This is a genomic window from Agreia sp. Leaf210, from assembly GCF_001421485.1.
Taxonomy (GTDB): Bacteria; Actinomycetota; Actinomycetes; order Actinomycetales; family Microbacteriaceae; genus Agreia.
Genome location: NZ_LMKK01000003.1, coordinates 100,840 through 113,715 on the forward strand (window position 1 = coordinate 100,840; position 12,876 = coordinate 113,715).

At 66.0% G+C, this 12,876-nt stretch carries 14 protein-coding genes; 10 read left to right on the forward strand and 4 right to left on the reverse strand.

Annotated elements, in window-relative coordinates; genetic code table 11:
* Window positions 1–4 precede the first annotated feature (4 nt).
* From ASE64_RS10850 to ilvA, 5 genes are read left to right on the forward strand one after another with little or no spacing between them, the layout of a single operon-like run.
* A complete protein-coding gene (locus ASE64_RS10850) occupies window positions 5–946 on the forward strand; it encodes an ABC transporter permease (RefSeq protein ID WP_055780190.1) in 942 nt (313 codons plus the stop codon).
* A complete protein-coding gene (locus ASE64_RS10855; RefSeq protein WP_200920211.1) occupies window positions 943–1,812 on the forward strand; it encodes an ABC transporter permease in 870 nt (289 codons plus the stop codon). Before ASE64_RS10850 ends, ASE64_RS10855 begins: the two co-directional genes overlap by 4 nt.
* Window positions 1,809–2,897: an ABC transporter ATP-binding protein gene (locus ASE64_RS10860; RefSeq protein WP_055780191.1), complete on the forward strand. Its 1,089-nt coding sequence runs from the start codon at window positions 1,809–1,811 to the stop codon at window positions 2,895–2,897. Before ASE64_RS10855 ends, ASE64_RS10860 begins: the two co-directional genes overlap by 4 nt.
* Window positions 2,898–2,934: 37 nt before the next feature.
* Entirely contained in the window at window positions 2,935–4,038 is a 1,104-nt protein-coding gene (locus ASE64_RS10865) for an AI-2E family transporter (RefSeq protein WP_055780194.1), read from the forward strand.
* Complete coding sequence (gene ilvA / locus ASE64_RS10870) at window positions 4,035–5,291, forward strand: threonine ammonia-lyase (protein ID WP_055780197.1); 1,257 nt, start codon at window positions 4,035–4,037, stop codon at window positions 5,289–5,291. The genes ASE64_RS10865 and ilvA overlap by 4 nt, the downstream gene beginning before the upstream one ends.
* Here the strand turns inward: ilvA and greA are convergent, their stop codons facing one another.
* Window positions 5,292–5,783, reverse strand: a complete 492-nt coding sequence (gene greA, locus ASE64_RS10875) for a transcription elongation factor GreA (protein WP_044438983.1) — start codon at window positions 5,781–5,783, stop codon at window positions 5,292–5,294.
* 70 nt (window positions 5,784–5,853) lie between these two features.
* Window positions 5,854–6,252 carry a DUF4307 domain-containing protein gene (locus ASE64_RS10880; protein ID WP_055780201.1) on the reverse strand — a complete coding sequence of 133 codons (399 nt, stop codon included), beginning with the start codon at window positions 6,250–6,252 and terminating at the stop codon, window positions 5,854–5,856.
* An 87-nt stretch (window positions 6,253–6,339) separates the two neighbouring features.
* On the opposite strand from ASE64_RS10880, the gene mca reads away from it, so the two are divergent.
* Together mca and ASE64_RS10890 are read left to right on the forward strand one after the other, a co-directional pair.
* Window positions 6,340–7,215: a mycothiol conjugate amidase Mca gene (mca, locus tag ASE64_RS10885; RefSeq protein ID WP_181035622.1), complete on the forward strand. Its 876-nt coding sequence runs from the start codon at window positions 6,340–6,342 to the stop codon at window positions 7,213–7,215.
* The gene (locus ASE64_RS10890; RefSeq protein ID WP_082466176.1) at window positions 7,202–7,465 is read left to right on the forward strand and encodes a hypothetical protein; all 264 of its coding nucleotides are present in this window, start codon (window positions 7,202–7,204) and stop codon (window positions 7,463–7,465) included. The genes mca and ASE64_RS10890 overlap by 14 nt, the downstream gene beginning before the upstream one ends.
* A gap of 7 nt (window positions 7,466–7,472) precedes the next feature.
* Here ASE64_RS10890 and trhA read toward each other — a convergent pair whose 3' ends face one another.
* Window positions 7,473–8,177 (reverse strand): PAQR family membrane homeostasis protein TrhA, encoded by a 705-nt coding sequence (trhA, locus tag ASE64_RS10895; protein ID WP_055780205.1) that lies wholly within the window; start codon window positions 8,175–8,177, stop codon window positions 7,473–7,475.
* A 64-nt stretch (window positions 8,178–8,241) separates the two neighbouring features.
* On the opposite strand from trhA, the gene ASE64_RS10900 reads away from it, so the two are divergent.
* The 3 genes from ASE64_RS10900 (at window position 8,242) to ASE64_RS10910 (ending at window position 11,337) form a co-directional block, all read left to right on the forward strand.
* Window positions 8,242–9,033, forward strand: a complete 792-nt coding sequence (locus ASE64_RS10900) for an isoprenyl transferase (RefSeq protein ID WP_055780208.1) — start codon at window positions 8,242–8,244, stop codon at window positions 9,031–9,033.
* Window positions 9,034–9,274: 241 nt separating this feature from the next.
* Window positions 9,275–10,648, forward strand: coding sequence for a PhoH family protein (locus ASE64_RS10905; protein ID WP_055780211.1), 1,374 nt, complete (start codon window positions 9,275–9,277; stop codon window positions 10,646–10,648).
* A gap of 86 nt (window positions 10,649–10,734) precedes the next feature.
* Window positions 10,735–11,337: a prepilin peptidase gene (locus ASE64_RS10910; protein WP_055780214.1), complete on the forward strand. Its 603-nt coding sequence runs from the start codon at window positions 10,735–10,737 to the stop codon at window positions 11,335–11,337.
* 46 nt (window positions 11,338–11,383) lie between these two features.
* On the opposite strand, the gene ASE64_RS10915 is transcribed toward ASE64_RS10910, so the two are convergent.
* Complete coding sequence (locus tag ASE64_RS10915; RefSeq protein ID WP_082466178.1) at window positions 11,384–12,808, reverse strand: class II fumarate hydratase; 1,425 nt, start codon at window positions 12,806–12,808, stop codon at window positions 11,384–11,386.
* Window positions 12,809–12,876: the final 68 nt, after the last annotated feature.

Below are 12,876 nucleotides of genomic sequence, written 5' to 3' on the forward strand. Positions count from 1 at the left end.
ACTGATGGCTGACACCCTCGTGTCGGTCGTCGCTCCCCTCGAGGGCGTCGAACCTGCAGCAGTGCAGGCTCGGCGCCCCGAGTCGTCGCGACGGGCGGCCTTCACCGTGCCGAGTTTTCTCGGCCTCGTTCCCTTCGCGGCGTACATCCTCCTCTTCCTCGGGTTGCCCACCGCCATAGCGCTGTTCACCGGTTTCCTCGATGGCACGGGTTCGTTCTCGCTCACCAACATCGAGGCGCTTGCCGACCCCCTGATTCTCAGCACCTTCGGCAACTCCATCGGGCTCTCGGCGCTCACCGCCGTGATCGGGTCGGTGGTCGGTGCCGCCTGCTGTTACGCGCTGATCGGCACGAACCCCACCGGGATGCTGCGCTCGGTCGTCGACTCGGCGAGCGGAGTCCTCGCCCAATTCGGCGGCGTGATGCTGGCCTTCGCGTTCGTCGCGACCATCGGCATCCAGGGCATGGTCACCGTCTACCTGCGTGACTCGCTCGGCATCGACATCTTCGCCGACGGCGTGTGGCTGTACGAGCTGCCCGGCCTCATCCTGCCGTACATCTACTTCCAGGTTCCCCTGATGATCATCACATTCCTTCCGGCGCTCGAGGGCCTGAAGCCCCAGTGGGCCGAGGCGAACGCGAGCCTGGGCGGATCGCGGGCGACGTACTGGTGGCGCATCGGCATCCCCGTGCTCACTCCGTCATTCCTCGGCTGCCTGCTGCTGCTGTTCGCGAACGCCTTCTCGTCGTTCGCGACCGCCGCCGCGCTCACGAGTCAGGGGTCGCAGATCGTTCCCCTGCAGATCCGCTCAGCTCTCACGAGCGAGACGGTGCTGGGCCGAGAGAATCTCGCCGGCGCCCTCGCCCTCGGAATGATCGTCGTGATGGTCATCGTCATGACGCTCTACTCGCTGCTGATGAAGCGGTCGGCGAAGTGGCAGCGATGAGCGGCCAGGCGAAGGCGTTCCGACCCGAACCCGGCGCGCTCACCCGCTGGCTGATCCTCGGCGTCGTCGGGCTCGTCTTCCTCGTGCCCATCGTGGCCATGGGAGAGTTCACGCTGCGTCGCGGGCTCGAGGGCGGCTACGACTTCAGCCGGTGGATCGCGGTCTTCTCCGGAGGGCTGACGGGGGAGTACAAGGGAGTGCTCACCGCGCTCGGCAACTCCGTGGTGCTGGCGATCGTCACCGTCGCGGTCATGCTCGTCATCCTCGTGCCCACCATGATCCTCGTGCAGTTGCGCTTCCCGTATCTGCGTCGCGCGATGGAGTTCCTCTGCCTGCTGCCCATCACCATTCCCGCCATCGTGCTCGTCGTGGGTCTCGCTCCCGTCTACTCCGTCGTGGCGAAGATGTTCGGCAGCGGTGTGTGGACCCTCTCGTTCGCCTACGGAATCATCGTTCTTCCGTTCGCCTACCGAGCGATCCAGGCCAACCTGGCCGCCATCGACGTGATCACCCTCAGCGAGGCGGCGCGTTCCCTGGGTGCCGGGTGGCCGACCGTGCTTCTGCGCGTGCTGTTGCCGAACCTGCGCCGCGGCATCCTCTCGGCGTCGTTCATCTCGGTCGCCGTCGTGCTGGGCGAATACACGATCGCGGCCCTTCTGAACCGGGTCAATCTGCAGACGGCGCTCGTGATCGTGTCGAAGTCGGATCCCTTCGTCGCCGTCATCTTCGCTCTGATCGCCCTGGTCTTCGCCTTCGTCCTGCTGCTCGCGATCGGCCGGATCGGCGCACCCCGCCGTCGCCGTCGCGAGCCGGCCGCATCCATCACCGCACCCGCCGCAGTCACCCCGACCGGAGCATCCTCATGAGCCTCGCCACCCGTTCCGCCGCACGAACCCAACCGAAGACGCGCGGGGCCGGCGCAACCGTAGAGTTCCGTTCCATCGTCAAGGAGTTTCCCGGGCACCGAGCCCTCGACGGCGTCGACCTCACCCTGCAGCCCGGCGAGTTCGTCGCGCTCCTCGGCCCGAGCGGCTGCGGCAAGACCACGGCCTTGCGGGTGCTCGCCGGTCTCGAAGACGCCACGGGCGGCAGCATCACCATCGACGGCGACGACGTGTCGGGTCTGCCGGCCAACAGGCGCGACATCGGAATGGTGTTCCAGTCCTACTCCCTGTTCCCGCACCTGACCGTGCTGTCGAACGTCGAATTCGGCTTGCGCATGCGCAAAGTCGAGAAGGGCGAGCGGCGAACGCGGGCGCTGGAGGCCCTCGAAATGGTCGGCCTGGGAGCGCACGCCGAGCGCTACGCGCATCAGCTCTCCGGTGGCCAGCAGCAGCGGGTGGCTCTCGCCAGGGCGCTCGTCACCGAACCGCGCGTGCTGCTGCTCGACGAGCCGCTGTCGGCCCTCGACGCCCGCGTTCGGGTGCAGTTGCGCGACGAGATCCGGCGCATCCAGATCGATCTCGGAATCACCACGCTGTTCGTGACGCACGATCAGGAGGAGGCCCTCGCCGTGGCCGATCGGGTCGCCGTGATGCGGGCGGGCACGATCGAGCAGATCGGTGCGCCCGAAGAGCTGTACACGCGTGCCAAGACGTCGTTCGTCGCGGAGTTCGTCGGGCTCAGCAACCGGCTCGACGGGGTGATCGAGACGCCCGGAGTCGTCACCGTCGAGGGTGTCGTCCTTCCGCTCATCGACCAGGCGGCCCCGATCGGAGCGGTCTCTGCCTATGTGCGCCCAGAAGACGTGGTCTTCGCGTCGGAGGGCATCTCCGCGGAGGTGGTCTCGAGCAGTTTCCTCGGCAGCTTCCGTCGCAGCACGGTGCGCCTGGCCTCGGGCGCGCTCGTGCGCGTTCAACACGGAGCCACGTCTCCCGTAGCGGTCGGCGACAGGGTCTTTCTCACCTTCACGGGGGCACCCGTGGCGGTGAAGGCGGCCGACGCGTCATAACGAATTCTCCTCAGGTCTGCGCGCCTAGAATGAGGACATGTCTGAGCCTGACGTGAATGACGCTGCGGTTCCCCCGGGACTCCGCATAGCGGGAGCGTGGTCGTGGCGCCTGCTGGCGATCGCCGGTGCACTGGCCGTGTTCTTCTTCCTGGTGTCGTATCTCCGACTCCTCGTCATTCCCCTTCTGGTCGCAACTCTGCTCTCGGCGCTCCTGGTTCCGCTGAAGAACTGGCTCGTCGCGCACCGGTGGCCGAAGTGGCTCGCCATCACGGTGGCCGAGCTGGGCACACTCGTGATCGTCGCGGCGCTCATCTATCTGGTCGTCGCCCAGGTGCGGGCCGGTTTCGGCGATCTGCGCGACCAGACGGTCGCGAGCGTCCACGACCTCCGTGACTGGCTCACCCAGCCCCCGTTCAACGTGTCCGACAGCGACCTCACGGGCTACATCAACCAGGCGATGTCGTTCCTGCAGGCCGACTCGTCGGCGCTGCTCTCCGGAGCGGTATCGGTCGGTTCGACCGTGACCGAGCTGTTCGCCGGCGTTCTCCTGACTCTGTTCTCCACCCTCTTCATCTTGATCGACGGCAAGGGCATCTGGGCGTGGATCGTGCGCATCTTCCCGCGCCGCGCTCGCACGGCCCTCGACGGGGCAGGCAAAGCCGGATGGCTGACGCTGCAGAACTTCATCAAGGTGCAGATCCTCGTGGCCACGATCGATGCCATCGGCATCGGTGCGGGAGCCGCGATCCTTCAGCTGCCCCTGGCCATTCCCATCGCTGTGCTGGTCTTCCTGGGGTCGTTCATCCCCGTGATCGGTGCCGTCGCGACGGGAGCACTCGCGGTCTTCATCGCCCTCGTCTACAACGGCTGGGTCGTCGCGCTCATCATGCTCGGCATCGTTCTGCTCGTGCAGCAGATCGAGGGCCACGTTCTGCAGCCCCTGGTCATGGGAACCGCCGTCAAGGTTCACCCCCTGGCCGTGGTGCTCGCCGTTGCGGGCGGATCCGTTGTAGCCGGAATACCCGGCGCTCTGTTCGCTGTTCCGATCGTCGCCGTGCTCAACGTGATGATCGGCTACATCGCCCGAGGCGACTGGCGGCAACCCTCTCTCCCGACATCGAAAGACACCGTTCTCGAATGACTGATTCCCTGACGCAGCCCGTGCTCACCGTGGTTCCCTCGCTCGACGAGATGATGGATGCCCGGGAGCGCGTCTCGCGTATCGTCGACCCCACTCCCATGGAGACGTCGCGCTACCTCAGCGCCGAACTGGGCGCTCCCGTCTTTCTGAAGTGCGAGAACCTGCAGCGCACCGGCTCGTACAAGATCCGTGGCGCGTACAACAGGCTGTCGCGGCTCTCGGCTGAGGAGCAGGCCCGCGGAGTCGTCGCGGCGTCTGCCGGCAACCACGCCCAAGGGGTGGCCTTCGCCGCCCGCGAACTCGGAATCTCGGCGACCATCTTCATGCCCCTCGGCGTACCGCTGCCGAAGCTGCAGGCCACCAAGCAGTACGGGGCCGATGTCGTTCTCCGCGGGCACAGCGTCGAAGAGGCGTTGCGGGCTGCGGCGGAGTTCTCCGAGCAGACGGGCGCGGTCTTCATCCCGCCGTTCGATCACCCCGACGTCGTTCTCGGGCAGTCGACCCTGGGCCTCGAGATCCTCGACCAGGTCCCCGACCTCGAAACCGTGATCGTTCCGATCGGTGGCGGCGGACTGATCTCAGGCGTGGCGTCGGCGGTCAAGCGCCGCGCGGAGCTCGAGGGGCGCGCCATCCGAGTGATCGGTGTGCAGGCCGCGAATGCGGCCGCCTACCCGCCGTCTCTGGCCGCGGGCCAGCCCACCCAGATCGTCACGTCGCCCACGATGGCCGACGGCATCACGGTCGCCAAGCCCGGCATCCTCAACTTCGCCATCATCAAGGAGCTCGTCGACGAGGTCGTCACCGTCTCCGAGGCCGACATGGCGAAGGGGCTCCTGGTGCTTCTCGAGCGGGCCAAACAGGTCGTCGAACCCGCCGGCGCGGTCGGCGTCGCCGCGATCCTGTCGGGCCAGATCGTCGCATCCGGTCCCACCGTCGTGATTCTCTCGGGCGGAAACATCGACCCGCTCCTGATGCTGAAGCTCATCAACTACGGTCTGGCCGCGTCGGATCGCTACCTCAAGATGCGGATCATGCTGCCCGACCGCCCCGGCCAGCTGGCGCGTATCTCCGAGCTGCTCGCCGAGGCGAACGCCAACGTGCTCGAGGTGCTCCACACCCGCCATGGCAAGGGCCTGCAGATCAGCGAGGTCGAACTCGAGCTGAGCGTCGAGACGCGCGGGCCGGAGCATCGTCAGCAGGTGCTCGACATGCTGCGCGATGCGGGCTTCGACCCGCGCATCAGCGACGACTGATCAGGCTCGGTACGTCTCGACCTTGACGATCTCGACGTCGATGTTGCGGCCGGTCGGGCCGACGAACGAGGTCTTGTCGCCGACCTTGAGGCCGATGATGGCCTGACCCAGCGGGCTGGATTCGCTCCACACGTCGAGGTCGTTGTCGCCCGCGATCTCGCGGTTTCCGAGAAGGAAGACGGTCTCGTCGCCCGCAACGAGGGCGGTGATCACGGTGCCGCCCTCGACCACGCCGTGGCTCTCGGGGATCTCGCCGACCTCGGCGGTGCGCAGCAGCAGGGTCAGCTGGCGGATGCGAGCCTCCATCTTGCCCTGCTCTTCTTTGGCGGCGTGGTAGCCGCCGTTCTCCTTGAGATCGCCCTCCTCGCGAGCCATCTCGATCTTCTTCGCGATGTCGGTGCGGCCGAACCCACTGAGCTCCTCGAGCTCATTCGTGAGGCGGTCGTAGGCCTCCTGGGTCAGCCACGTGACCTGGGCTGCTTCGTCTGCCATCGGAACTCCCTCTGTACGGATATATCCCGCAAATATGGCCCGGGAAATCTCCCGGGCATCGAAGAAGAGCCTAGGTGAGCCAGCAGCGGTAAATCAAACCTGTGACCGACTGCTCGGTGGTGCGGATGGTCTCCGTGATTCCCCGCGTCGCCTTGTCGGAGGCGGGGATGTCGATGACCTTCCATCCCACGATGGCGAACTTGGCGCTCTGCGCCTGCAGGGCACAACTCGACGTCGATCCCTTGGGCACGGTGAGTAGGAAGTCGATCGAGACCGAGTGCTCGTCGATGACGGTGTGCCCGGTGTCTTTCGCCTCGAGCTCGGCGCCGGAGTTGTCGAGCCCGGCCCACACGACCCAGCCCACGAGAACGACGGCAAAGACGGCCGCGGTGATGAGCGCGATCACGCGGGTGCGCCGACTGTTGGCGCGCGTTCGCCCGTAGCGGATGGCAAGGTCTTCACGCGTCACGGAATGGGTGCCTCTCGAAGCAGCGATTAGTCTTAGGTGTTGGCTTAGGTGTCTAGGCTAATCGGCAATGCTGAGGAGACGAGACCGATGACGCTGCGCCTGATGGCCGTGCACGCGCACCCCGACGACGAATCGAGCAAGGGCGCTGCCACATATGCCTACTACCTCGACCGCGGTGTCGAGGTCATGGTGGTGAGTTGCACCGGAGGCGAGCGTGGCAGCATCCTCAACGAGTCCCTGGCCGAGCGCCGTCACGCCGAGCGAGACATGGCTGGTCTTCGTCGCTACGAGATGGCGGCGGCTCAGAAGGTCGTGGGCTTCGAGCACCGCTGGCTCGGGTATGCCGACTCCGGGCTTCCCGACGAGGGAGAGCCTCTGCCGGCGAACGCGTTCGCGACGATTCCCGTCGAGATCTCGGCAGAACCGCTCGTGCGCCTCATCCGCGACTTCAAGCCGCAGGTGCTTCTCACCTACGACGAGAACGGCGGGTACCCCCACCCCGATCACATCCGTACGCACGAGATCTCGGTGCGTGCTCTCGAGGCGGCGTCCGACGCCGCGGCCTACCCCGACGCAGGAGAGCCGTGGAGCGTCTCCAAGCTCTACTACGACCGCATCTTCAGCTACCAGCGCATGAAGGCCGTCTACGACGAGATCGTGGCGACCGACCCCGAGAGCCCGCTCATCACATCCATGACCGAGCTGCGCTCGTGGATGAAGGAGAGCCCGTTCCTCGCCACGACGCAGGTGCCGGCCGGTGCGTTCTTCGAGGTGCGTGACAACGCCCTGAGGGCACACGCGAGCCAGGTGTCGCCCGACAGCCAGTTCTTCTTCTGGCCCAACGAACTGCAACTGAAGGCGTGGCCCTTCGAGGACTACCAGCTCATCTCGTCGAAGGTCGAGACGACCATGCCCGAGGCCGATCTGTTCGCCGGAATCGAGGACGACGATGTACAGCTTTGACCAGATCGCGGTGACGGTGACACAGGGCCTCATTCGCGCGGCCGATCAGCCCCAGTTCGATCCGAACACCGTCACGCCCGGCTTCGTCGGGTTCATCGCCACCTTCGGCGTGGCCGTCATCGTGATCCTGCTGGTGATCGACATGGTGCGGCGGGTGCGCCGCGTGAACTACCGCGAGCAGGTGCGGCAGCAGCTCGAGCAAGAGGCTCGGGATGCCGACGGTGCGGCGGACGGCGACGCCCGGCCTTAGAGACGGGTCAGCCCCCGTAGGAGGGCTTCAGGACGATCAGCAGGATGGCCGTCCAGTGGCAGAGGAACGCCACGAGCGTGAGCGCATGGAAGATCTCGTGGAACCCGAAGTGCCCGGGGAACGGATTGGGTCGCTTCAGCGCGTAGACGACGGCGCCGACCGTGTAGCAGAGGCCGCCGATGAGTACGAGCAGCATCATGGCGGCATTCGTGGCGAGCAGATCGCCGAGGTACATGACCGCGGCCCAACTCAGCACGAGGTAGAGCATCACGTAGAGCCAGCGCGGAGCGTCGATCCAGAACACCCGGAAGCCGATGCCGAACAGGGCTCCGGCCCAGACGAGGCACAGCAGCAGGATGCCCTTCTCGGGAGGCAGGGCGAGCACGGCGATCGGGGTGTAGGTGCCGGCGATCAGCAGGAAGATGTTGGCGTGGTCGATGCGCTTGAGCAGCCGTTTCATGCGCGGCTTCCAGTTGAAGCGGTGGTAGAGCGCACTGTTGCCGAAGAGCAGCAGCGACGTCGCCATGAAGACCGCGCTGGCGGCCTTCGCTGCCGCACCGTCGGCGAGGACGATGAGCACGATGCCGGCGACGATCGCCAGGGGGAAGGTGCCGGCGTGGATCCAGCCTCGCCACGTGGGCTTGACCTCGACGGGGTGTTCGACCGCGTCGTCGAGCAGGGGGATATTGGGGAGGTCGGCGCGCGCGGGCATGGCACCAGAGTACGCGCCGCCGAGTTCGTGCCGCTGTGAGTTTCTCCGCGAAGACGGGTAGCGTATGCGTGTGTCCATCGAAGAGAACCCACGGGGAAGCGGCTTCCTCTACGGCCTCTACCAGAAGCGACTGAGGCGTGAGCTCGCCGTCGACGCGCTTCCGCATCACGTCGCGATGATCATCGACGGAAACCGCCGCTGGGCCAAGCAGAGACTTCTCGGCACCGCGGCACACGGCCACCGGGCTGGGGCCGCGAAGATGCGCGAGTTCCTCGTCTGGTGCGACGATGTCGGTATCAAGGTCGTCACGCTCTACCTGCTGTCGACCGACAATTTGACGAGCCGCAATAAAGACGAGCTCGACGAGCTCGTCGAGATCATCGCCGAATTGGCGGGCGCGCTCTCCCACTTCCGCGACTGGCGGATCAAGCACGTCGGCAGCGACCTCGGCCTGCCTCCGGCTCTCGTCACAGCACTCGACGAGGCCGAAGAACGAACGGCAGGTCACACCGGGCTGCACGTCAACCTGGCTGTCGGCTATGGCGGCCGCACCGAGATCGCGGATGCCGTGCGCAGCATCATCCGCGCGCATCAGGAGCAGGGCCACACCCTCGAAGACCTGGCCGAGAGCATCGACCAGGAGCTCATCGCGGAGCACCTCTACACGGGTGGGCAGCGCGACCCCGACCTGGTCATCCGCACCTCGGGTGAGCAGCGCCTCAGCGACTTCATGCTGTGGCAGAGCGCGCACAGCGAGTTCTACTTCATGGAGGCCCTCGGTCCGGACATCCGCGAGGTCGACTTCCTGCGCGCCCTGCGTGACTACTCGCGCAGGCATCGGCGCTTCGGGGGCTGAGCCGACGGCATCCGCGTCAATGTGCGATTGGCTTGCCGTTTACACGAACGTAACCCGACACGGGGCGTGTCGTCACTCTGCGAAACACATCGGCACGTAGCGTCACTCTCATCAGGTATGGCACCTGGTCGAGTCGGCCACATAAGTACGACTCGGGAGAAACCTAAAGACTTGAGAAAGGCTTAGGGGCCGACTCGCCACAGTGATCCGAGTGCATCATGCGCTCGGGGTTGGAGTAGTCGTGGCCGATCGCAATTCCCACCAGTCAACCGACACCGGGGCCCGCACACGGGCATCCGGTTCTGCCCCGGCAGTCGTGAACCAGAAGGAACGTACCTACGTTCTGGACACCTCGGTTCTGCTGTCCGATCCGAAGGCGATCTTCCGTTTCGCGGAGCATCCCGTCGTTCTTCCCGTGATCGTCATCACGGAACTCGAATCGAAGAGGAACGACCCCGAGATCGGATATTTCGCCCGCCAGGCGCTGCGCAACCTCGATGAACTGCGTGTGCTCCACGAACGGCTCGACTTTCCGATCGCAGTGGGGGAGGGCGGCAGCCTTCGGGTGGAGCTCAACCACTCGAACATGTCGGTCCTTCCTTCGGGGCTCCAGCTGAACGACAACGACTCGCGCATTCTCGCCGTCGCCCTCAACCTGGCGAACGACGGGCTCGACGTGACCGTCGTCTCGAAGGATCTGCCATTGCGAGTGAAGGCGGCATCCATCGGACTTGCGGCGGAGGAGTATCGCGCGGAGCTGGCGGTCGACTCCGGCTGGACGGGGCTGGCGGACATCACCCTCGGCTCCGACCAGATGTCGGCGCTCTACGATGCCGAGTCGATGGACACCGACCTCGTCGAGGGGATTCCGGTGAACACGGGGCTGGTGATCCATTCCGACCGAGGATCGGCGCTGGGCCGCGTTACGGGCAAGCACAGCTTCCGACTCGTTCGGGGCGATCGAGATGTGTTCGGGTTGCACGGCCGCTCGGCCGAGCAGAGGGTGGCCATCGACATGCTGCTCGACCCCGAGGTCGGAATCATCTCGCTGGGAGGTCGAGCCGGAACGGGAAAGTCGGCTCTGGCCCTCTGCGCGGGACTCGAGGCCGTTCTGGAGAAGCAGCAGCACCGCAAGATCATGGTCTTCCGGCCGCTCTACGCGGTCGGTGGGCAGGAGCTCGGTTTCCTCCCTGGCGACGCATCCGAGAAGATGAATCCGTGGGCCCAGGCCGTCTTCGACACCCTCGGCTCGATCGTGTCGCAGAACGTCATCGACGAGGTCATCGAGCGCAACATCCTCGAGGTCCTGCCGCTCACCCACATCCGCGGTCGTTCGTTGCACGACGCGTTCGTGATCGTCGACGAGGCTCAGTCACTCGAGCGCAATGTGCTGCTCACGGTGCTGAGCCGCATCGGACAGAATTCGCGGGTCGTGCTGACGCACGATGTGGCGCAGCGCGACAACCTGCGCGTGGGCCGGCACGACGGCGTCGCCTCCGTCATCGAGACGCTGAAGGGGCACCCACTCTTCGGTCACATGACGCTGACCCGCTCGGAGCGCTCGGCCATCGCCGCGCTCGTGACAGAGATGCTGGAGTCGAACGAATTGGCCTGATCGTCAGCGTGCGGGGCGTGCGCGTGAGGGAGTCCCTTGTGGATAACTTCTGACGGCACGCCCCGCACCTCGTTACCGTGGGGCGCATGACCTCGGAGCCCATCCCGCGAGAGCGTATCGGTCTGATCGATGTGGCGCGAGGTGCACATCCGTCTCAGCTCGTCATCGCCGGCGTCTTGCTCTGCCTGTCGTGCGCTGCGTTCGGAATGGCCCCGGGCATCGTCTCCCTGGCGTGGCTCGCGCTCGTGACGCCCAGCCTGGTCGTCATCGACCTCCGTCTGCGGCGGCTTCCGAACGTGCTTGTGGTTCCCGGTCTCGCGGCCGTGGTCGTCGATGGCTGTTGGGCGACCGCCTCAGCTGGGGAATTTCCCTTTCTCGCCTTTCTGACGACATCGATCGTCGCGGCGGTCATGCTCGTTCTCCACCTCGTCGGAGGGTTGGGAATGGGCGACGTCAAGCTGAGCGTGGTCATGACCGGATGCCTGTCGCTCGTCTCACCCGTTCTCGCGGTCGCTGGGCTGATGCTCGCGTTCCTGCTCGGTGGAGGGTACGCGGCTGCGCTCCTGCTGCGCGCTCGAGGGCGGCGCGGCAGCCGAATCGCCTTCGGCCCTTTGCTGCTGTCGGGGTTCTGGACGGTGGTCGTCCTGGTCGCGCTTTACTGGAACGAGGCCGCCCGAGCCGCACTGTAATGCGGCTCGAACGGCCTCGCGTCGAGTCAGGTGGTGTCGCCTCGGGTCAGGCGGAGGGCGGCGCCGTCATCGAGAGCACATCGAGCGCCGTGTCGAGCTGCTCGAGTGTGACCTCGCCCCGCTCCACGAATCCGAGTTCGATGACAGCCTCGCGCACCGTCACTTTGTTGGCCACGGAGTGCTTGGCGATCTTGGCTGCCGCCTCGTAGCCGATGATGCGGTTGAGTGGCGTCACGATCGAGGGCGACGACTCGGCGAGGGCGCGTGCCCGATCGAGATTGGCCTCGAGACCCGAAATCGTCTTGTCGGCGAGGAGCACCGACGAGTTCGAGAGAAGCCGGATCGACTCGAGCAGGGCGGTGCCCATGACCGGGATGGCGACGTTGAGCTCGAATGCACCGGATGCCCCGGACCAGGCGATGCTCGCGTCGTTTCCGATGACCCGGGAGCAGACCATGAGCACGGCCTCGGGGATGACCGGATTGACCTTGCCGGGCATGATCGACGATCCCGGCTGCAGATCGGGGATGTGCAGTTCACCCAGGCCCGCGTTGGGGCCTGATCCCATCCAGCGGAGGTCGTTGCAGATCTTTGTGAGGCTCACCGCGAGCACCCGCAGAGCTCCGGATGCCTCCACCAGCGAATCACGGGCGCCCTGGGCCTCGAAGTGGTCGCGCGCCTCGGTGATGGGCAGCCCGGTCTCTTCTGCGAGCAGCCGGATGACCAGTTGCGGGAATCCGGCGGGGGTGTTGATGCCGGTGCCGACCGCGGTGCCGCCCAGCGGCACCTCGGCGACGCGGGGGAGCGCGGACTGCACTCGCTCGATGCCGAGTCTGATCTGCATGGCGTAACCACCGAACTCCTGGCCCAGAGTCACTGGCGTGGCGTCCATAAGGTGCGTGCGCCCGGCCTTCACCGCCGTCTTCCAGAGCTCGGCCTTGGCCTCGAGAGCGACGGCGAGGTGGTCGAGAGCAGGCAGCAGCTGAGAGATGAGCGCGCCCGTAACGGCGACATGTACGGAGGTGGGGAACACGTCATTCGACGACTGCGAGGCGTTGACGTGGTCATTGGGGTGAACCGGGCTGCCGAGCCGGGCCGTCGCGAGAGTGCTCAGCACCTCATTCATATTCATGTTCGACGAGGTGCCGCTGCCCGTCTGGTAGACGTCGATCGGGAACTCGCCGTCGAGGTCGCCGGAGATCACCTCATCGGCCGCCGACGCGATGGCATCCGCGATGGCGTTGTCGAGAACACCGAGCTGCGCGTTCGCGAGAGCCGCGGCTTTCTTGATGCGAGCCAGTGCCGAGATCTGGGCGGATTCGAGACCCGCGCCCGAGACGGGGAAGTTCTCGACGGCGCGCTGCGTCTGAGCGCCGTACTTGGCGTCGATGGGCACCCGCACCTCGCCCATCGTGTCGTGCTCGATTCGGAACTGCTCTGTTCCTGTCGTTCCGGTTGCTGTGTCCACCACTGTGTGGCCTGCCTTCCTGTGTTTCGCCTCGTGGGCGCTGTGTGTGGGTCTGAAAAGTCGTGGTCGTG